We start from the raw sequence: 19,703 nt of genomic DNA on the forward strand, positions 1-19,703 counted from the left end.
GCTGTGAGAGCCCTATTTACTCTTCCAGATGTGAAAATCGTGTGATTGGGTAAGCGCGAGTGTGCGGCGGTGTGCGTGTCTTGGCGCAACTGCCGAGGTGGGGCTGGTAAGGGAGAGCACGGCAATGCGGTCGGTCCGGGTACGGATTCTCGCGATTTTCGCGGTTTTGGTCATCGCAGGCGTCGGCGCCTGGCAACTCCTCCCCTCCGGGGGGGCGAAGTCCGACGCGGTGACGATCGGTACATCGGACGAGGTGACATCACTTGACCCGGCCGGCGCCTACGACGCGGGTTCCTGGGCGATCTACAGCAACCTCTACCAGTCGCTGATGACCTTCAAGGCCGGGGCGGTCACGCCGGAGCCGGACGCCGCCGAGAGCTGCGGCTTCATCGGGCAGAAGCTCCAGACGTACCAGTGCAAGCTCCGCGACGACCTGACGTTCTCCAACGGCAGGAAGGTCACCGCCGAGGACGTCACGTTCTCCTTCGAGCGGCTGCTGCGGATCAACTCCGACGTCGGCCCGGCAGGGCTGTTCCCGACCCTCGACACCGTGGTCGCCGAGGGGCGCACGATCACCTTCAACCTGTCCGGGAGGGACGCGACCTTCCCGCAGAAGCTCGCGACCGGCGCCGGGGCGATCGTCGATTCGACGAAGTACCCCGAGGACAAGCTCCGTACGGGCAACGAGGTCGACGGCTCGGGCCCGTACGCCCTGAAGTCGTACGAGTCGGGCTCGCGCGCCGAGCTGGTGCCCAACCTGAAGTACAAGGGCGCGCTGAAGAAGACCGGCGAGGCCGTCACCATCCGCTACTACAAGAGCTCCGACGAGCTCCTGTCCGCGTGGAACAGCGGCGAGATCGACGTCACCCACCGCCAGCTTCCGCCGGCCCGCCTCTCCGCGCTGAACCCCAACGACCCGGACCTGCGGGTGACCGAGGCGGACAGCGCCGAGATCCGCAACATCATCTTCAACGTCCGCGACGACTCGCCGTTCTCGGACAAGCGGGTCCGCCAGGCCGTCGCCGCGATCATCGACCGCGGGCCGCTGGTCCGGGAGGTCTACCAGAGCACCGTCGAGCCGCTGTACTCGCTGATCCCGCAGGGCTTCATCGGGCACAGCACCCCCTTCTTCGACGCCTACCCGTCGTCCGACCCCCAGCGTGCGAAGGAGCTGCTCCAGCAGGCCGGTGTCGAGACGCCGGTGTCGATCAACTTCGCCTACCGGGCGGACGACGCGTACACGAAGGAGACCGCCGAACTGCGGCGGCAGCTGGAGAAGGACGGGCTGTTCAAGGTCTCGGTCAAGGCCGTCGAGTGGACGAAGTACCAGAAGGGGTACGCGGCCGGTGAGTACGACATGTACACCGTCGGCTGGCTCCCCGACTTCCCGGACCCCGACACCTTCAGCCAGCCGCTCGTCGGCACCGGCAACGTCCTGCACAGCGGCTACTCCAGCAAGCGCATGGACAAACTGATCGCCGCCACGCAGCAGTTCAGCGATCGCAGCCGGACCGCGAACGACTTCAAGGACATGCAGTCCCTGGTCGGCGAGGAGGTCCCGCTGCTGCCGCTGTGGCAGAAGAAGGACTACGTCGTCGCGAAGTCCGACGTCGCGGGCTCGCAGTACCTCTCCGACGGCACCGGCGTCTGGCGGCTGTGGGAGCTGGGCCGGATCTGATCCGACCTGATCTGGCCTGATCCGTCCGATAGGGTCAGTCCTCCGACGGCCGGGGCTTCGCCCCGGCCGTCGCCGCGTCCGGCAGGAACTCCACCAGCAGCCCGTGGACCTGCCGCACGAGCGGGCGCAGCACCCGGAACCGGGAGAGCGCGATCGCCCGTGCGGCGATCGGCGCGGTGCGCTCGACGAGCCGGCGGCTGCGCTCGGCGCCCTCCGAGCGGTCGTACACCCAGAAAAGCACCAGTCCCATCTGCATCAGCCACATCAACTGCGGCAGCAGCGGGGCGAGTTCCGGGTCGCTCTTGACGTCCGCCCCGGCGATGCAGCGCTCGTGGATGGAGATCGCCGCGTCGCGGGCGGCCGCCGAGTCCTCGGAGAACGGGGAGAGCGGGCTGTCCGGGTCGGCCGCGTTCTTGAAGAACTGGGCGGCGAACCGGTGGTACGGCTCCGCCACGTCCAGCCAGCCGAGTAGCACCCCCCGGATGCGTACGGTCAGATCCTTGTCGCCCTCCAGCACGGGCCCGATCGCCGCGGCGTGTTCGGCGGCGATCCGGTCGTAGAAGCCCTGGACCAGGTGCTCCTTGGAGGAGAAGTAGTAGTACGCGTTCCCGACCGAGACGCCCGCCTCCTGGGCGATGGCCCGCATGGTGGTCCGGTCGTAGCCGCGCTCGGCGAAGAGCCGGAGCGCCGTCTCAAGAATCAGCGTGCGGGTCTGCTCGCTCTTCGCGGCCTTGGCCGGCCTGTTCTCCTGCACGTTCTTCTCTTCCTTCACCACGGGCACCAGGTTAACGGTGGGCCCCCTGTCGCCCGGTCGGCACGGTGCACCCCGCACCCTGGGGCGCGCAGCGCGGGGCCGCCATCGAACGGTAGCGGGCGGCGGCCAGCACGGTGCCCCGGGCGAACGGCCGCCCCGCCGGGGTGGTCAGCCAGTGGGCCCTGGAGCGGTACTTGGCGAGCGCCCAGAGGCAGACGATCCAGGCGGAGGTCTCCCGGTAGACCTGGCCCAGATCGCCGACCACGGTGATCTCGGCGAGCGTCGCCGTGTGGTCCAGCTCCGGGAACCGCCGCCGGGCCTCGGCCGATCCGGCCGGTACGAGATCCAGCGGGACGAGCTGCCGCTGCCGCTGGAGCCAGTGGCGCAGGTGGACGCAGAGCGGGCACTGCGCGTCGTAGAGCACGGTGAGCCGGCGGACCGGGGCGGAGGGCCCGGTGGCGGTCACCGGACTCACTGCCCGGGTGCGGGCGTGGGCGCGGTCCAGGGGCCCTGGGGGCCCGGGGGCGTCCAGCCCTGCGGCGGTACGGGCGGGGTCTGCTCGCGCTCCAGGGCGCTGCGGCGGCGGATGCGGCTGAGCGCGTACACATTGCCCAGGTGCATCACGCCGAGCACCAGCAGGACCACGCCGACCTTCACCGAGAGCGCCTCGAACAGCTCGCGGGCGTCCCGGACGCCGTCGGCGTTCTTCAGGTAGAGCGCGACGAACCCCAGGTTGACCAGGTAGAAGCCGACCACCAGCAGGTGGTTGACGGCGTCGGCGAGCTTCTCGTTCCCGTGCAGCACGTCGGCGAGGAAGATCCGGCCGTTGCGACTGAGGGTGCGGGCGACCCAGACGGTGAGCGCCACGCTGATGGCCAGGTAGATGACGTACGCGACAACAGTGAGGTCCATGCCCCACCCTCCTTTGAACACGTTCAAAAGTGCTTGCGGGCATGACTGTAGACCCCTTCTTGAACATGTTCAAGAAGGGGTCGGTGAAGGATCAGAGAGCCTTGGGCTCCGCCGGCTCGCCCGGCTCGGTCAGCGCGTCGGCGATCTCCGCGCGCAACGCCTCACCGTGCAGCGGTGTCAGCTCGGCGAACGTGGTGTTCCACTCCCGCGCCGCACTCTCCACCGCCTCCCGGAACCCCCGCTCCACCGGCTTCCGGGCGAAGAACAGGATGACCGCGCCGACCGGCCGCAGGAGCCACCGCCCCCGCGCGCTCAGCGCGACCGTCACCTGCCAGGAACCGTCCCCGTCCGGGCGCGGGGTCACCGTCAGCCGGGCCTTGCCGAGCAGGTGGACCGCCTTGCCCGAGACCGGGGGCCGGGCCGCCGGGGGCGCCGGGGGGAGCCGGTCCACCGCCGCCCACCAGGCGCCCAGATCGGCCTTGGCGCGGCCCGAGAAGCGGTACAGCGAACCGCCCTTCGGCTGGTGCCCGGCGAGCGACACCTCGACCGCCCGGGGCCGCAGGGGCTCGCGCACCCGTACGCCCAGCCGGACGGACATGTCCTCCTCCGCCATCAGGCTCTCCACCTCGACGGAACGGGAGGGCCGCCACTCCCGCAGGACGGTGGCCGCCCGCGCCGCGGGCGCCTCCGCCGCTTCGGGCTCCGCCACGGCCTCCCCGTACCGGGCCCCCGGTCGCAGGTGACGGCCCTTCAGCAGCCGGAGGCCGTCCACCGGGCGCCCGTCCGGCAGCAGGATCGCCCCGCCCGGGCCCTCCCGGGAGGCGTCGAGCAGGCCCACCAGTGCACCGGCGGCCTCCTCGAACCAGCCCCGGCCCAGGGCGGCGACGGTGACCGTGTGCGAGAAACGCGCCATGACCGGGCCCCGGGGCTCAGACGCTCATGGACCGGGCCGTGTTGAGCTGGCCCATGACCGCCGGGAAGGTGTGCGGTCCCATGGCCGGGATCATCGTGGAGTGGTGACGGCCGCCGCTGGTCACCGTGACCTGGACGAAGCCGGTCGTCCGCTTCTCCTTCATCAGCAGGAACAGCAGACCGATCAGGCAGAACAACGCGAAGATGATCGCCAGCACGATCGCGTGCGGCGGGATCTTCTCCTCCGTACGCGACATGTCCGTCGCCGTCCAGATCGCACCCCTCAGGGGCATCGGCCCGGACGGGGTGACGATCGAGTCGCTCATGACGGTGATGTCGCCGATCGACAGCACCGGGACCGGGGCACCGCCCTGCGGTGCGGGGAGGTACTGCCCGGGCAGGGTCGGCTGGGCGGGGTTCGGGTAGCCGTAACCGGGGCCGGGCTGTACCGCGGACTCGGGCAGCGGCTGCGGATAGCCGTACGCGGGAGCACCGCCCGGGGCCGGGTAGCCGTAGCCCTGGCCGTCCGCGACGGTCGGCGGGTGAGCCGGCTGCTGGGGCGGGCCCCACTTGTACGCGTCGCCCGCGGACGGATTCGGCTCGCTCACGAGGATCCCCGTTCTCTTGCTTCGGTCTTGAGCTCCGCTGACCGTACCGTCCGCACCGGCCCCGCGCAGCAACAGGCCCCGTCCCCGGCAGCGGTTGTGCTGCGGGGCGGGGCCTGTCGACGTAACGGGCGTTACGGGAGGGTCAGAAGCGACGCGTGATGAGCGCGCGCTTCACCTCCTGGATCGCCTTGGTGACCTCGATGCCACGGGGGCAGGCGTCCGTGCAGTTGAACGTGGTGCGGCAACGCCACACGCCGTCACGGTCGTTGAGGATCTCAAGCCGCTGCTCCCCGGCCTCGTCGCGCGAGTCGAAGATGAAGCGGTGCGCGTTGACGATCGCCGCCGGGCCGAAGTACTGGCCGTCGTTCCAGAACACCGGGCACGAGGACGTGCACGCGGCGCACAGGATGCACTTGGTGGTGTCGTCGAAGCGCTCGCGGTCCTCGGGGGACTGCAGGCGCTCGCGGGTCGGCTCGTTCCCCTTGGTGATGAGGAAGGGCATGACATCGTGGTACGCCTGGAAGAACGGGTCCATGTCGACCACGAGGTCCTTGAGGACCGTGAGGCCCTTGATGGCCTCCACCATGATCGGCTTCTCCGGGTTGATGTCCTTGATCAGCGTCTTGCAGGCGAGCCTGTTCTTGCCGTTGATCCGCATCGCGTCGGAACCGCAGATGCCGTGCGCGCAGGACCGGCGGAACGTCAGGGTCCCGTCGAGCTCCCACTTGATCTTGTGAAGGGCGTCGAGGACACGCTCCTTCGGGTCGATCTCGATCTGGAAGTCCTGCCACTGGACCTCGTCCGACACCTCGGGGTTGAAGCGGCGGATGCGGAACGTGGCCGTGATGAACGGGGAGTCGGCGAAGCCGGCCTCGGCGTTGCCGGTCTTGTCCAGGGTCGGGGTAGCCATCAGTACTTACGCTCCATCGGCTGGTAGCGGGTCGTCACGACCGGCTTGTAGTCGAGCCGGATCGACTCGGCGCCGTCGGCGGCCACCTCGCGGTACGCCATGGTGTGGCGCATGAAGTTGACGTCGTCGCGGTTCGGGAAGTCCTCGCGGTAGTGACCACCGCGGGACTCCTTGCGGGCGAGCGCGGAGACCGCCATGACCTCGGCCAGGTCGAGCAGGTTGCCCAGCTCGATGGCCTCCAGCAGGTCGGTGTTGAACCGCTTGCCCTTGTCCTGGATGGACACGTTGAGGTACCGCTCGCGAAGCTCGGCGATCTTGGCGACCGCCGTCTTGATGGTCTGCTCGGTACGGAACACCATCACGTTGGCGTCCATGCACTCCTGCAGCTCCGTGCGCAGTTCGGCGACCCGCTCGGTGCCCGTCGAGTTGCGCAGCCGCTCCACCTGGTCGGCGACGAGCTGGGCCGGGTTCTCGGGCAGCTCGACGAAGTCGCTCTTCGCCGCGTACTCGGCGGCCGCGATGCCCGAGCGCTTACCGAAGACGTTGATGTCCAGCAGCGAGTTGGTGCCCAGACGGTTGGCGCCGTGCACGGAGACACAGGCGACCTCGCCGGCGGCGTACAGGCCCGGGACGACGGTGGTGTTGTCGGCCAGCACCTCGCCCTCGACGTTGGTCGGGATGCCGCCCATGGCGTAGTGCGCGGTCGGCTGGATCGGGATCGGGTCCGTGTAGGGCTCGATGCCGAGGTACGTACGGGCGAACTCGGTGATGTCCGGGAGCTTGGCGTCCAGTTGCTCCGGCGGCAGGTGGGTGAGGTCCAGGTAGACGTGGTCACCGGCCGGACCGCAGCCGCGGCCCTCACGGATCTCCGTGTAGATGGAGCGCGAGACGACGTCACGGGACGCGAGGTCCTTCATGACCGGCGCGTACTTCTCCATGAAGCGCTCGCCGTCCTTGTTGCGGAGGATGCCGCCCTCACCGCGGGCGCCCTCCGTCAGCAGGATGCCCATGCGCCAGATGCCCGTCGGGTGGAACTGGAAGAACTCCATGTCCTCCAGCGGCAGACCGCGCCGGTAGCAGGCGGCCTGGCCGTCACCGGTCAGGGTGTGCGCGTTGGACGTCACCTTGAAGAACTTGCCGGTGCCACCGGAGGCGTAGATGACCGACTTCGCCTGGAAGACGTGGATCTCGCCGGTCGCCAGCTCGAACGCGACGACGCCGGCGGACTTCTTGACCCCGTCGACCTCGGTGATCAGCTGGTCCAGGACGTAGAACTCGTTGAAGAACTCCACGCCCTCCTTGACGCAGTTCTGGTACAGCGTCTGGAGGATCATGTGGCCGGTGCGGTCGCCCGAGTAGCAGGCACGACGGACCGGGGCCTCACCATGGCTGCGGGTGTGACCGCCGAAGCGGCGCTGGTCGATCTTGCCCTCGGGCGTGCGGCCGAACGGCAGGCCCATCTTCTCCAGGTCGAGGACGGCGTCGATGGCCTCCTTCGCGAGGATCTCGGCGGCGTCCTGGTCGACCAGGTAGTCGCCGCCCTTGATCGTGTCGAAGGTGTGCCACTCCCAGTTGTCCTCCTCCACGTTGGCGAGCGCGGCGGCCATACCGCCCTGCGCGGCGCCCGTGTGGGAGCGGGTGGGGTAGAGCTTCGTCAGCACGGCGGTACGGCTGCGCTTGGTCGACTCGATGGCCGCGCGCATGCCGGCGCCGCCGGCGCCGACGATGACGGTGTCGTACTTGTGGATCTGCATGGTTTTCCTCTGGTCCCTCTGTCCCGGCGCCTAGCGGATGTTCGGGTCGAAGGTGAAGATCACCAGCGTGCCCAGCAGGACGGTGAACACCGTGGCGGTGTACAGGAGCATCTTCAGCCAGAAGCGGGTGTTGTCCCGTTCGGCGTAGTCGTTGATGACCGTACGGAGGCCGTTGGCGCCGTGGAGCATGGCGAGCCACAGCATCGTCAGGTCCCAGACCTGCCAGAACGGCGAGGCCCAGCGGCCCGCCACGAAGGCGAAGCCGATCTTGGAGACACCGCCGTCGAGCACCAGCTGGATCAGCAGGTGGCCGATGACGAGGACGACCAGGACGATGCCCGACAGGCGCATGAAGAGCCAGGCGTACATCTCGAAGTTGGTGCGCGAGGCCTTGGGTGTCTTGCCCGTGCGCTTGCGCGGGGGCTCGATCACCGGGGCCGGGTGGTCGACGTCGTACAGGGCAACGCCCTCGACATCGCCGATCGCGGCTGCGGAAGAAGTCTCGCTGGACATGGGCCTCAGCTCCCGAAGATCTCGCGTACGGCGTGCCCGAGGATCGGGTACAGGGCCCCGACCATCAGCACGATCCAGATGCCCACCACGGTCCAGAGCATCTGCTTCTGAAGGCGAGGGCCCTTGGCCCAGAAGTCCACGGCGATGATCCGCAGACCGTTCAGCGCGTGGAAGAGAATCGCGGCCACGAGGCCGTATTCGAGGAACGCCACGGGCCACGTCTTGTACGTGGCCACGACGTCGTCGTAGGCCTCGGGGGAAACGCGGACGAGAGCAGTGTCCAGGACATGTACGAACAGGAAGAAGAAAATGAGGACACCGGTGACTCGATGAGCCACCCAGGACCACATGCCTTCCCGGCCGCGGTACAGCGTTCCAGCCGGCACGGAAGAACCCTCCGGGAGCGGGGATTGGGGTCGGCCGGCTTGACTGTCGGTCTGACCCGGCCGGGTACGGTCCACCGGCCCCGGCCATCGTAGCGACGCATTGTCGGTTCGTTCGCGCCGGGGCCTCTGGTGTGATCAAAGTGGCAATCAAACAGGCACGTACGGGCTAGAGCGGCGCTTCTCGACCCGCCGCGGCCCGCGGGGGCTCAGTCGCCCGAGAGCAGCTCCAGAATCCGGCTCCGGGCGACCCGCCGCAGCTCCTCCGCCGTCACCGCCCGCTCCTCGTCCGGGTCGTGCGCCAGCCGGGCCCGGATGCCCGCCAGCACCTGGTCCACCTGCTGGGCGGGCTGGAAGGCGTCCAGGCAGATCACGAACGCGTGGCCGAACCTGCTCTCGTACGCGGCATGGGCGGCCCGCAGCGCCAGATGGGCGGCGCGGGGCGCGTCGTGGTGCAGGCAGGGGGCGGACTCCGCGGCCAGGGCCTCCGCGATGTCCCGGGGCGCCAGGTCGTAGCCCGCCTCGTCGGAGGCGGCCAGTAGGGCGCCCAGATCCGGGTAGGGGCGGTGGACGGCCATCCGGTGGGCCCAGCGGAGACTGCCGCAGCACTCCAGGAAGGCGGCCTCGGCGGCGGCGAACGGGAGGCTGTTGAGATGGGCCAGCCCGGCCGCGTGGATACCGGTCGGTACGCCGGTGAGCGGGCCTTCCGGACCGGCGGCCGGGGACGGGGCGGGGGCCGGCCGACGCAGCTGTACGGGTATGGCCGACCGCCCGGCCGGGGGCGCGGATCGCTTCGGCAGGCCGGCGGGGGACTCGCTGGACCTGGACAGCGTGGACTCCTCGCATGAATGACGACTGTGACCCTGAAGAGGGGCCGGAGCGCAACGAGGTTGCACGGAAAGGGGTGAAGGGAGGGACGAATGTGCCCCAACGCTAGCGAGACCCGTCGGCGGCCGTCCGACGGACCGCGGAAAAATCACCCGAACGGGAGAGTTTCGGAACGCGTGGTGGACGTCTGACCTGCGCGGGCTGGGGTGCCGCCCTCTCCGTCGTCGCCCTCAATGGCGGAGAACCGCCAAAAATGTCAGCCTTTCACCCTATTCACTCGTTTCACTCGCACTTGGCCCCTGGACGGAGGAATCTGACTGATGTCGCCCACACGTGGTGCCCTCGTCACCGGCGCGGCGGTCACCGCCGCGGCCGCCGTCGCCCTCACCGTCGTCGTCTGGCCGGAGGGTTCCGGCAGCAGGCCCTCCCGCGACGCGGCATCCCCCTCCGGCACCTCCGCCGAGGCCGCCGCCCCCTCGCCCTCCACCAGCTACCCGATGTCCTCCGCCCCGAGCGCGATCCCGGCGGTGCGCGAGCACACCGCCGCCCGGGGGCCGGGCTGGCAGCCGGGCAGCGACAGCACGGTCGTCATCGCCGAGGGCAGCCAGGTGCTCGCCGACGAGGCGAAGCTCCTCGCCAAGGAGCTGAAGATCAGTTACCGGGGCGCCGAAGCGGCCCGTACCGGAGACGTGGAGCTGGCTCTCGGCGCCAAGGAGGCGGGCCCCGCCGAGTCGTACACGCTCACCGTGCGCGACCGCAAGGTCAAGATCACCGGCCCCGACGAGTCGGGCGTGTTCTACGGCACCCGCACCCTCAAGCAGTCCCTCAAGGCCGACGGGACGGTCCCCGAGGGCGTCGTCAACGACCGGCCCGACCGCCCGCAGCGGGGCCTGAACCTCGACATCGCGCGCAAGCACTACACCGCGGAGTGGATACAGGACCGCATACGCGAGATGGGCGACCTCAAGCTCAACCAGCTCGGCCTGCACTTCTCCGACGACCAGGCCTTCCGGATCGAGTCGAAGACCCACCCCGAGGTGGTCTCGGACGAGGCGCTCACTCAGGACGAGGTCCGCCGTATCGTCGGCCTCGCCAACAGCCTGCACATCGAGGTCGTCCCCGAGATCGACTCGCCCGGACACCTCGGCGCGGTGCTGGCCGCCCACCCCGACCTCCAGCTCCGCAACACCCAGGGCGTGGCGTCGCGCGGCTCCATCGACATCTCGAACCCGGGGGCGGCCCAGCTCATCGACGAACTCCTCGACGAGTACACCGAGCTGTTCCCGGGAAGGTTCTGGCACCTCGGCGCGGACGAGTACCAGGCCCTGACCGTACGGGACCCCGCCGCATCCTTCCCCCAGCTCCAGCGGGCCGCCGAGCAGCGGCACGGCTCCGGCGCCACGATCGAGGACCTGGCGACCGGCTGGCTGAACGACCGCGCCGCCGTCGTCGTCCCGAAGGGCCGGACCGCCAAGGCCTGGAACGACGGGCTCTTCAGGGACACGAAGGTCAAGGCCGACGAGAACATCGAGATCGAGTACTGGACCGGCAAGGAGATCGGTGCCCGCCCGCCGCAGGAGTACCTCGCCGCGGGCTACCGGATGCTCAACCTCAACGACGAGTTCCTGTACTACGTGCTCGGCGAGCCGAACGAGTTCGTCTACCCGACCGGCGAGCGGATCTACGAGCAGTGGACCCCGCTGGTCCTGCGCGGCACCGAACCCGTGGCGGAGCGCTACTCCCCCCAGATCCTCGGCGGCCGGTTCGCCGTCTGGGGCGACCTGCCGAACGCGCAGACCACGCAGCAGGTGGCGGAGGGCATCCGGATGCCGCTGGTGGCGACATCGCAGAAGCTGTGGGACCCGAGGAAGCCCGCGCTGAGCTGGGCGCAGTTCCAGGAACTGGCGGAGCGGACGGGCAGCGCGGGCTGACGGCTTCCCCCCTCCCTCACTGGGTGGCTTCCCCCTCCCTCACGGGGGCAGATCTGTCCCTCCCGCACGGGGCGGGTCCCCCCTCACGGGGCAGCTCCCCCCTCCTCACCTGGGAGAATGAGGGCGGACAGCCCGGCGGTCGCCGGCCTGCGCACGTATCGTCGGCCGCGCGTTCCCGGGGAGGGACGCGCGGCCGTGCACCGACACCGCGTCCCGGGGGGACTCTCATGCTCTGCACCCGTTGCCGTATCAGAACGGCCGTCACCGACGACGGCCTGTGCACCTTCTGCTCCGGCACCCGGCCCCCGCTGCCCGAAGGCCTGATGCCCCCGGTCTCCGGCCCCGGCGGGTGGGGGGCCGGGACCTGGCCGCGCTCGCCCGTCGTCCTGTCCCGGGCGGTGGTCGCCCTGCTGGGGGCCGTCATCGCGGCCGACCTGTTCGCCATCGTCGCCGGACTGCGTGTGCGTGACCTCTGGGACCGGCTGGCCACGGGCGGGGCGCCGGCCGTCCACGGCGAGGACGGCGAGCTGGCCGAGCGCCTGTCCGCGGGGGCGGCCGCGGCCCAGACTGCGACGTACCTGGCCACCGCGGTCGTGTTCATCATCTGGTTCCACCGGACCCGGCGGAACGCCGAGATCTTCGACCCGGGTGCGCAGCGGATGGGACCGGGCTGGGCGGTGGGCGGCTGGTTCGTCCCGATCGCCAACTTCTGGTTCCCGTACCGGGTCGCGGCGGGCGTCTGGGAGGCCAGTGCGCGGCCCCGTCCCGCCGGAGGCTGGCGCCCGGTTTCCCGGACGCCGCTGAACCTCTGGTGGGCGGCGTGGGTGGGGACCCTGCTGCTCTCCCGCGCATCCGGCCGGATGTGGGACCAGGCCGAGGCGCCGGAGGAGATCGTGCGGGCCGCGGGCCTGGTCGCGGCCTCCGACGCGCTGGACGTCCTCGCCGCGGTCCTCGCCATCATCTTCGTCCGCACGGTGACCCGGATGCAGGTTGAACGCGCCGCTCTCCGGGAGGCGCCGCCCGCCCCGGAGCCCGCCACTCCGTAGTGACGATTTTCAGCCATTCGGCGCAGTATCCGGTAGACCGAGGGAGACGTCGATGAGTCTGCTGGAACTGATCGAGCGAGCCGATGAGCGTGCTCTGGCCGCCAGTGCGCTGGCCTGCCTGGACCGGTGCCTGCCGCTGCTCGCGGGCCCGGACGGGCCGGAGCCCCTGCGGCCGCTCTGGGCGAGCTGTGAGAACGGACAGGAATGGGCCACCCGGCTCACCACCGTCCGAACGGCGATGGAGCGCGCGTCCGTCCCCGACGGTCCGGCCGCGCTCGTCCGGGCCATGCTCGGCGCCGCCCCCTCCGACTTCGCCGCCGAACCGCTGCGGGAGTGGGCCGACGCCTGCTCGCTGGTGGCGCTCCGGATTCACGGCCGCTTCGACGCCCCGCCCGGGGACACGCCGCGCGACGAGGAGCGGCTGCTGAAGCTGGCCCGCGGCGGCGAACCGGCCACCGTCGGGCCGCTGGTCGCCGGAGACCTGGAGCGGCAGGTCCGCATCCTGGAGATCCTCGCGGAGACCGGCGGCACGGGGGGCAGCGGCGCAGGCCTGCGCAAGGCGCTGGACCTGTCCACGGAGGGCCGCCGGGTGCTGCGCGCGGTGATGTCGCGGAGGGCGCGGGGGCGGGGCTGAGCCCTTGGCCGGTGGGCAGAGGCGAGTCACCGAATGGGGCGAGGTCCTACGTCGTCCCGGGCGCCCGGGACGACGTAGGACCTCGGGGCAGGCCCCTCCCACCCATTACTTGCAGGTTTGCCAAGTGAGTGCGAGTATGGCAACTGAAAGATCCGCACGACCTGGGGGGACTTCCGTAATGGACCCACAGACCGCAGCCGACCAGCTCGCCACCGCCGAGGGGGCCCCCGCCCTCAACCGGCCCGCCGCGGCAGGTGAACGTGCGGGGGGAGTGGTGTCAGCGATCGCCGTGTTCGGCGCCCTGTGGGGTGCCGCCGAACAGAGGGTGCCGCTCGTGCTCGGCATCCCGGTGTGCCTGGCGGCGCTGGCCGTGGTGGTCGGCTGGAACTACTACCACCGCGAACGCGCCCTGCGCCGTCCGCACACCCGGCTGGAGAGCGGCGCCGGGATCGCCGCCGGATTCCTGCTGGGCCTTCCGGCGGGCAATGTTCTGTGGGACACCCCGGACTCCACCATCGGCATCGTGGTCCCGGCCGCGGCTTCCGCACTGGTCCTACTGGCCTACCTGGTGTCGCGGTGGAGGGCTTGATGAGTGAGGACGGGCAGCACCGGCAGGCCCTGACCACCCTGATGCACTCTCCGGTCCGCCTGGCCGTGCTGGGCACCCTGCGGCGCGTGCACAACGCGTCCTTCGCCGATCTGTGCGAGGCCCTCGACCTGGATTCGCCGGAGCTCTCACGACAGCTGCGGGTCCTGGAGGAAGCGGGTGTGGTGGAGCTGGCCAAGCTGCGCGGCGAAGGACGCCGCGTCCGTACCTTCGTGCGCCTGTCCGACGAGGGGCGCGAACGCTTCGAGGAGTACCTCGCGCACTTGAGGGCCCTGGTCGGCGAAAGCTGACGGGCCCACGGGCGGACGTGGTCCCACGCGGTAGAGGGCGGACGCGCGGCAGAAAGCAGGAAGGGGACGCGGCCGGGTGACGGCCGCGTCCCCTTCCGCCGATGCCGGACCGGGCGCTGACTCAGCCGGCTCGGCCGGCCGGGCCGGCCGAGTCAGCCGGCCCGGCGTGCGCCGGTCAGGCCCACGGGGTGGCGCACCACACGGCGTAGGTGCCCAGCGAGGCGGCCAGCCCGGCGACGCCGCCCTTGACGCCCACCTTGATGCCGCGCTTGGCGGCCTCCTTGATGATCAGCTTGGCCGCGTCCGTGAAGTGCTTCTTCTTCAGCTTGGCGGTGATGGCCGCGGTGGCGCCGCCCAGGCCGCCGAGACCGACGCCCTTGAGCAGGCACGAGGTGTAGCTGCCGTAGGCGCCGACGGGGATGTCGCCGTTGAGCTTGGCCTGGATCGCGTCGGCGAACTCGGCACCGAACTCGGCGCGGGTCTTGTCGTAGTCGAACACGCCCTTGGAATCCAGGACATCGCCGTTGTCGAGGGCCTGGAGATAGCGGGCCAGCTCGTCGACCTGCTCGGCGGTGGGCTCGTTGTCGATGGCGGTGTTCTGGGCCTCGGTGCCGGTGTTCTGGGCCCCGAGCGCCTCGGCCGCATTCGCGGTGCCGATGCCGGTGAAGGTGACGGCACCGGCCACCACGGTGGAAATCACAGTCGTGCGAAAGCGCATTGCGCTGCGGTTCACGTACAGTCCTTAGTGCGTTGTATGCGCACGAGGTGAGGCCCGGTGATGCTGTCGTGGCCTGCGAAACCTGATGGCATCGCCGGCCTCCCCCCGTGCAGCGTCAATATTTCCGAATTGGCCTGGACCAGTCCGGATGGGCGTGAAAGACGTTAACGCCCTTCTGGTGACACTTCAATTCTCCGTAAAGTGAGGCCCCTCACGGCTCGGCTGTGGAACGCCTGGGGCTTTGAGCCCGTCGCCCGGACTCCTCGTTTTAACCGGGCTGCTTTCCGGTCAAGCAATTGGCTTCAGCCCGTGGGGTGTTGTTCCCGCGCAACCTAAACGGCTGCCAAAGGCGCCGAGCGGACAGGGCCCAGGGGTTCGTCGGCGGCTCCGGTCCGACGAACGGGGTGAGGGCGATACCGGGCGGCGAGGGCCGCAGGCAGTTCCGCGGCGCGGGCGGGCAGTGCCTCTTGGTGGGCCGGGCCGCACTGGTGGACCACGTTGGCGCGCTCCAGCAGCCACGGCAGTTCGCCGCCGACTGCGTCGTTGATCTGCTGCGAGCCCTGTGCGCCTCCGGTGACGTACACCGTCGACAGGAAGCCGCCGGTCGAAGCCGTGGAGGCCGAGCGCGGTCACGGCCTTGTCCGGGTGTCCGGTCAGGACCTCCGGTCGTACGGGGTTGCCGGTGACCACGGCCGCCGACCGCACGCTCTCGGGCAGGAGCGGCAGGGTGGACTCCGAGGAGACCGCGATACGGGCGGCGGAACCGGCGAGCTTACGGTTGGCGAGGCCGAGGCGGACGGTCTGTTCGTGCAGGACCAGCGGGACTCGGCACATCCGCGCGGCGAGCCCGGCCGGTACGGCTACGTAACCGCCCGTGGCGAGGACGACGTCCGGCCGGAAGGCGGAGACTGCGCTGCGCGCCTGGGCCACCCCGAGCGGCACACGTGCCATGTCCCGGACGTTGGCGGGCGACACCATCTTCAGCGGGTTCGCATGACGCCGGACCTTATCTGCGTCGGCGGCCTCTGGTGCCGAACGGAAGTGCCAGGAGCTTGTCCTGAGGCCATGCGGTGACTGAGCGCAGACAGGTCAGGTGAGCACCGGAAAGCGCTGGTCACTGGGGTATCCAGCGTTCTAGAACGCGTACACCCGGAGGAATTCCCTGACGCGTTGGTCACGCCGTTGGTCATGGACAGGCTGGCTGATCCACAAAGCGCCTGGTCAAGCGACCACGTGCTGGAGCGACGACCGGGGCCGCCACCCCCCACAGGAGAGGCCCCGGCCGTCTTCCACGGGGCCGCAGCACGACCCCGTACTCATCTCTGCGCCAGGACTGCGTTTTCTGTCACACCGCACGGCCGGAAAGCGAATTGTTGCGAGTTGTACAAGTCATGGACGTGGCCCCTGCCGAGCACGTAGCGTGCTGAGTCGCGCAGTGGCGCAGCAGCGGTGACCAGCTGCGATGAGCAGACAGCAGGACGGGTTGGGGAGTGCTGGGGGACGACGCGGAGCTGACCGCCGCGGTGCTCGCGGCACAGGACGGGGACGAGGACGCCTTCCGTGCTGTGTACCGCGCGGTACAGCCACGGCTGTTGGGCTACATACGGACGCTGGTCGGGGAGCCGGACGCCGAGGACGTGGCGTCCGAGGCGTGGCTGCAGATAGCCCGTGACCTCGACCGCTTCAGCGGCGACGCCGACCGCTTCCGGGGCTGGGCGGCCCGGATCGCGCGCAACCGCTCCCTGGACCACCTGCGGATGCGCAGCCGCCGCCCCGCGATCGGCGGCGATGAGACCGAGCTGACCGGCCGGGCCGCCGAGTGCGACACCGCGGGCGACGCCATCGAGGCGCTGGACACCGACCGCACCATGGCCCTCATCGCCCAGCTCCCGCAGGACCAGGCCGAGGCCGTCGTCCTGCGCGTGGTCGTCGGGCTCGACGCGAAGAGCGCGGCGCAGACCCTGGGCAAGCGCCCCGGCGCCGTACGCACCGCCGCCCACCGCGGCCTCAAGCGACTGGCCGAACTCCTCGGCGCGGAGGACTCCCAGGCGGTCGCGGCCGACGGTTCGCCCTTGCCCGGTGGCACTCTCCCCGCGGGCGGTGCGCTGTCGCCGGGCGGCACGTTTCCCGCGGGCGGTGCGCTCTCCGCGGACGGTGCCTCCGGCGGTACCCCGGCGCCCGCTCCGGCAGCGGTCGCGGACCCGGGCCCGAACCCGGGCCCGGCCTCGGACGCCTCCCCGGCCCTGGCCCTGGAAGGCATCCCGGAGGGTATCCCCGCCGCCCTGGCCTCGGGCCCCGGTTCAGCCCCCGCGCAAGGCGCCGGAAGCGACGCGGGTCCGGAGGCTGCCGACAGTGCGGGGCTCGGTGCCGTACCCGCGCAGCGCCCCGGCCGGGGCGGTCCGGCGGCGGCCGCCGGGATCACTCCCGGTGTGACGCATTCGCGGCCGTGGACGCAGAAGGACATGTGATGGCCGACGAGTACTACGAGTGGCTTGACAAGGACGCGGCGGAGAAACTGCTCCGCGGCGAACCTGTCGTCCCCGTCGGCGACCGGGCCCGTGACGACGCCCTCCGGCTCGCCGAGGCACTCGGCGCGGCCCGTGACGGCCGACGCGCCTCCGGTGGTGCGCTCCCCGGCGAGGACGCGGTGCTCGCCGCGTTCCGGCAGGCCGCGCACGGCGACGGTGCCGACCGCCTGGCCGGTCGCAGCGCCGGTTCCGCCGTCCCCGGACGGCCCGGAATGCTGCACTCCGTCCACATCGGCCCGGCCCCCGCACCCCCGGCCCGCCGCCCGCGCTGGAGCCGGCCGGTGCGGTTCGGCCTGGCCGTCTCGCTCGCGGGATTCACGCTCGGCGGGGTGGCGGTCGCCGCCGGTACGGGCGTGCTCGCCGGTTCCTTCGGCGGGCAGGGCTCGCCCGCGCCCGCCACCTCCGTATCGGCTGCCGCGACCCCCGAGCCGCTGACGTCCGACCGGCCCGCCGAGGACCCGTCGTCCCCGGCCGACCCGCCCCCGCCCGACGCCCCGGAGACGTCCTCGTCGCCCGCGACCCGGCAGTCCGCCGGGTCCGAGAAGGAGCCAGGCGGCCCCAGCGGCGGCACCGGACCGGAGCGCGGCGGCGACCGTACGGGCGGCCGGGAACGGCCGGACAACCCCGGCCGCGAGGAGGGCTCCGGGGGTACCCCCGGCGGCGACGGCCGCCCGGACCGCCCGGACGACGCGTCGGGGAACTGGTACCGGAAGTCCGTCAAAGCATGCAAGGCCTTCCACGAAGGCGCCCTGGACGACCGGACCCGTCGTCAGCTGATCGAGCTGGCGAAGGGCGAGCGGAATCTGGAGCGCTTCTGCGACCGTCTGCTCGGCGGGAGCGGCGGGAGCGGCGGAAACGGTGGAGGCGGCGGGTCGGGCGGCTCCGGCGGTGACGGCGACCAGGACGGGCCGGGCCCCGGGAAGGGCGACGGGGACGGCGATTCGCTGCCGCCCGTCTCCTTCCACCCCGTGCCGCGCTCCGTCACCGCCCCCGGGCCCGGGGACCGGATCGGCGCGAACGAATTGGTTCCGCTGGTGCCCCCGACTCCGCCGAGCTCCGCCGCGACGGCCGCACCAACCCGCTGACCTGGCCTTTTCCCTCCGCGTAGAGGTTCGTCGCGACCAGGTGTGACGTTTTTCGGCTGCCGTGCGCAGTACAGAGTGAGCCGACTGGTCATCGGCAGCGCGACGAGCCGGGGTTCCCCCCGTACCTTCGGCTCAGCGCATCGGCGCGGGCGGGACTCGTTCCCCCGGTCCCGCCCGCGCCCTCTCCCTCTCCTCCTCTTGCCGTCACCAGTAGACGACGACCTTGTCGCCGTTCTTCACCTGGTCGAAGAGGGCCGCGACCTTCTGCTTGTCCCGGACGTTCACACAGCCGTGCGAGGCGCCGCCGTAGCCGTTGGCCGCGAAGTCGGCGGAGTAGTGCACGGCCTGACCGCCGCTGAAGAACAGGGCGTACGGCATGGGCGTGTCGTAGAGAGTCGACACATGGTCCCGGGACTTCCAGAACACCGAGAACGTGCCCTCACGGGTGGGCGTGTACTGCGAGCCGAAGCGGACGTCCATCGCGGAGACGACCTTGCCGTCGATCATCCACGCCAGGGTCCGGCTCGTCTTGCTGATGCACAGGACCCGCCCCTTCAGACACCGTTCGTCCGGCGCGGCCACCGGCCGTTCGGTCGGCGGGTTCAGCTCGGCGGCCGTCGGCACCCGGCTCACGGCCAGCAGCCGCTGCCAGGTGACCACGTCGGCGCTGCCGGTGGTCGGCAGCCTCCGCTTCTCCTGGAAGGACCGTACGGCGTCGGCGGTGACGGTGCCGTAGTAGCCGGTGGGGTTACGCCCGAAGTGGCCGATCTCGCGCAGCCGCGCCTGGAGTTCCCGCACCTGTCCGCCCTCGGACCCGATGCGCATCAGGACGCGCGGCGGCGGGGCGGTGCTCGGCTCCGGGGCGGGCCGGGCGGTCACCGGGGCCGGTGCTGTGGAGGACGCCGACGGGCTTCGGGGCGGTGCGGTGCGCGGCTTGGCGTCGTCGGAGGCGGTGGGGGAGGCCGTGGGCGGGTTCGTGGGCGAGTTCGTGGGCGAGGGAGGCGCGGCGGCCTGCGTGGCCCGTACCGGCGGCGGAGCATCCGACGCCCCGGCCGCGGCGCCGGGTCCGCAGCCGGTCGCGACGGTGGCCAGCACGAGGGCGGAGGCGGCGGCGAGGCGCGCCCGGGGTATCGCACCTCGGCGCACGTCACCGCTCGCGCCCATGTATCTGCCCGTCATCCCGGTCATCCCCATCCCCCCTGCCATCCCCGCCACCCCGGCCCTCCGACCCCTGGCTCACGCGATCGTCCGGAGCCTTACTGGACGGATGCCCGCCCGACCCCGTGGTCGAATCCTGCGCATGACGGGGGCGTCGCGTCCAGCCCCTCGGGGGCGTCACCCCGCCGGGGCGATCTCTCGCTGGCTGTCCGACGCCCTGGAGAAACTCGTGGTGAGTTGTCTCCGAAAGGAGGATGCCGGCTCACTGTGACACCACTGCCGGACGTCTCGCACGCGCGTACAAGAACAAGACGCCCCACAAGCGCGGCACCTCATTCACGGTGCCGGACGTGGTCGGCATCGAGATGAAGCTCTCCGTGGACCGTCTGCTGGACGGCGACGAGGACTGACGGACGGCGACGAGGACGGACGGCGACGACGGCCGACGCCGACG

Annotated in this window: 21 protein-coding genes and 1 pseudogene; 9 read left to right on the forward strand and 13 right to left on the reverse strand. The window is 71.0% G+C overall.

Features of this window, described 5'->3' with window-relative positions; all coding sequences use genetic code 11:
• Window positions 1-124: 124 nt before the first annotated feature.
• On the forward strand, window positions 125-1,678 hold the full coding sequence (locus RI138_RS20820) for an ABC transporter substrate-binding protein (RefSeq protein WP_311121132.1): 1,554 nt from the start codon (window positions 125-127) through the stop codon (window positions 1,676-1,678).
• 34 nt (window positions 1,679-1,712) lie between these two features.
• On the opposite strand, the gene RI138_RS20825 is transcribed toward RI138_RS20820, so the two are convergent.
• The 10 genes from RI138_RS20825 to RI138_RS20870 form a co-directional block, all read right to left on the reverse strand.
• The gene (locus RI138_RS20825) at window positions 1,713-2,453 is read right to left on the reverse strand and encodes a TetR/AcrR family transcriptional regulator (RefSeq protein ID WP_311121133.1); all 741 of its coding nucleotides are present in this window, start codon (window positions 2,451-2,453) and stop codon (window positions 1,713-1,715) included.
• Between the two features lie 10 nt (window positions 2,454-2,463).
• The gene (locus RI138_RS20830) at window positions 2,464-2,907 is read right to left on the reverse strand and encodes a thiol-disulfide oxidoreductase DCC family protein (protein ID WP_311121134.1); all 444 of its coding nucleotides are present in this window, start codon (window positions 2,905-2,907) and stop codon (window positions 2,464-2,466) included.
• Window positions 2,904-3,344, reverse strand: a complete 441-nt coding sequence (locus tag RI138_RS20835) for a hypothetical protein (protein WP_311121135.1) — start codon at window positions 3,342-3,344, stop codon at window positions 2,904-2,906. Before RI138_RS20835 ends, RI138_RS20830 begins: the two co-directional genes overlap by 4 nt.
• A 91-nt stretch (window positions 3,345-3,435) precedes the next feature.
• Window positions 3,436-4,257 (reverse strand): hypothetical protein, encoded by an 822-nt coding sequence (locus RI138_RS20840; protein ID WP_311121136.1) that lies wholly within the window; start codon window positions 4,255-4,257, stop codon window positions 3,436-3,438.
• 16 nt (window positions 4,258-4,273) lie between these two features.
• Complete coding sequence (locus RI138_RS20845) at window positions 4,274-4,864, reverse strand: hypothetical protein (protein WP_311121137.1); 591 nt, start codon at window positions 4,862-4,864, stop codon at window positions 4,274-4,276.
• A gap of 142 nt (window positions 4,865-5,006) precedes the next feature.
• On the reverse strand, window positions 5,007-5,774 hold the full coding sequence (locus RI138_RS20850; protein ID WP_070205313.1) for a succinate dehydrogenase iron-sulfur subunit: 768 nt from the start codon (window positions 5,772-5,774) through the stop codon (window positions 5,007-5,009).
• Complete coding sequence (gene sdhA, locus RI138_RS20855) at window positions 5,774-7,528, reverse strand: succinate dehydrogenase flavoprotein subunit (RefSeq protein WP_311121138.1); 1,755 nt, start codon at window positions 7,526-7,528, stop codon at window positions 5,774-5,776. Before sdhA ends, RI138_RS20850 begins: the two co-directional genes overlap by 1 nt.
• Window positions 7,529-7,558: 30 nt before the next feature.
• Entirely contained in the window at window positions 7,559-8,041 is a 483-nt protein-coding gene (locus RI138_RS20860) for a succinate dehydrogenase hydrophobic membrane anchor subunit (protein ID WP_096623476.1), read from the reverse strand.
• A 5-nt stretch (window positions 8,042-8,046) separates the two neighbouring features.
• A complete protein-coding gene (sdhC, locus tag RI138_RS20865; RefSeq protein WP_096623478.1) occupies window positions 8,047-8,427 on the reverse strand; it encodes a succinate dehydrogenase, cytochrome b556 subunit in 381 nt (126 codons plus the stop codon).
• Between the two features lie 206 nt (window positions 8,428-8,633).
• Window positions 8,634-9,185: a 2-oxo-4-hydroxy-4-carboxy-5-ureidoimidazoline decarboxylase gene (locus RI138_RS20870; protein ID WP_311122957.1), complete on the reverse strand. Its 552-nt coding sequence runs from the start codon at window positions 9,183-9,185 to the stop codon at window positions 8,634-8,636.
• Window positions 9,186-9,572: 387 nt separating this feature from the next.
• Here RI138_RS20870 and RI138_RS20875 point away from each other — a divergent pair, with 387 nt between their 5' ends.
• The 5 genes from RI138_RS20875 (at window position 9,573) to RI138_RS20895 (ending at window position 13,760) form a co-directional block, all read left to right on the forward strand.
• Complete coding sequence (locus RI138_RS20875) at window positions 9,573-11,183, forward strand: family 20 glycosylhydrolase (RefSeq protein ID WP_311121139.1); 1,611 nt, start codon at window positions 9,573-9,575, stop codon at window positions 11,181-11,183.
• A 227-nt stretch (window positions 11,184-11,410) separates the two neighbouring features.
• Entirely contained in the window at window positions 11,411-12,229 is an 819-nt protein-coding gene (locus RI138_RS20880) for a DUF4328 domain-containing protein (RefSeq protein WP_311121140.1), read from the forward strand.
• Window positions 12,230-12,281: 52 nt separating this feature from the next.
• Window positions 12,282-12,863 (forward strand): hypothetical protein, encoded by a 582-nt coding sequence (locus tag RI138_RS20885; protein ID WP_311121141.1) that lies wholly within the window; start codon window positions 12,282-12,284, stop codon window positions 12,861-12,863.
• A gap of 178 nt (window positions 12,864-13,041) precedes the next feature.
• Complete coding sequence (locus tag RI138_RS20890) at window positions 13,042-13,452, forward strand: hypothetical protein (protein ID WP_311121142.1); 411 nt, start codon at window positions 13,042-13,044, stop codon at window positions 13,450-13,452.
• Window positions 13,452-13,760, forward strand: coding sequence for a transcriptional regulator (locus RI138_RS20895; protein ID WP_257001973.1), 309 nt, complete (start codon window positions 13,452-13,454; stop codon window positions 13,758-13,760). Before RI138_RS20890 ends, RI138_RS20895 begins: the two co-directional genes overlap by 1 nt.
• A 175-nt stretch (window positions 13,761-13,935) precedes the next feature.
• On the opposite strand, the gene RI138_RS20900 is transcribed toward RI138_RS20895, so the two are convergent.
• Window positions 13,936-14,493 carry a hypothetical protein gene (locus tag RI138_RS20900; protein ID WP_311121143.1) on the reverse strand — a complete coding sequence of 186 codons (558 nt, stop codon included), beginning with the start codon at window positions 14,491-14,493 and terminating at the stop codon, window positions 13,936-13,938.
• A 364-nt stretch (window positions 14,494-14,857) separates the two neighbouring features.
• A pseudogene (locus RI138_RS20905) lies at window positions 14,858-15,486 on the reverse strand (UDP-N-acetylglucosamine--N-acetylmuramyl-(pentapeptide) pyrophosphoryl-undecaprenol N-acetylglucosamine transferase); the annotation flags it as partial.
• A gap of 482 nt (window positions 15,487-15,968) precedes the next feature.
• Here RI138_RS20905 and RI138_RS32410 point away from each other — a divergent pair.
• Both RI138_RS32410 and RI138_RS20915 read left to right on the forward strand, forming a co-directional pair.
• A complete protein-coding gene (locus RI138_RS32410) occupies window positions 15,969-16,946 on the forward strand; it encodes a sigma-70 family RNA polymerase sigma factor (protein WP_398863383.1) in 978 nt (325 codons plus the stop codon).
• Window positions 16,946-18,091 carry a hypothetical protein gene (locus RI138_RS20915; RefSeq protein WP_311121144.1) on the forward strand — a complete coding sequence of 382 codons (1,146 nt, stop codon included), beginning with the start codon at window positions 16,946-16,948 and terminating at the stop codon, window positions 18,089-18,091. The genes RI138_RS32410 and RI138_RS20915 overlap by 1 nt, the downstream gene beginning before the upstream one ends.
• 204 nt (window positions 18,092-18,295) lie before the next feature.
• On the opposite strand, the gene RI138_RS20920 is transcribed toward RI138_RS20915, so the two are convergent.
• A complete protein-coding gene (locus RI138_RS20920; RefSeq protein WP_398863385.1) occupies window positions 18,296-19,270 on the reverse strand; it encodes a L,D-transpeptidase family protein in 975 nt (324 codons plus the stop codon).
• 233 nt (window positions 19,271-19,503) lie between these two features.
• Between RI138_RS20920 and RI138_RS20925 the strand changes: the two genes are divergently transcribed.
• Window positions 19,504-19,659 (forward strand): hypothetical protein, encoded by a 156-nt coding sequence (locus RI138_RS20925; RefSeq protein WP_311121145.1) that lies wholly within the window; start codon window positions 19,504-19,506, stop codon window positions 19,657-19,659.
• The last annotated feature ends 44 nt before the right edge of the window (window positions 19,660-19,703 follow it).

This window comes from Streptomyces durocortorensis (assembly GCF_031760065.1).
Lineage (GTDB): Bacteria > Actinomycetota > Actinomycetes > Streptomycetales > Streptomycetaceae > Streptomyces.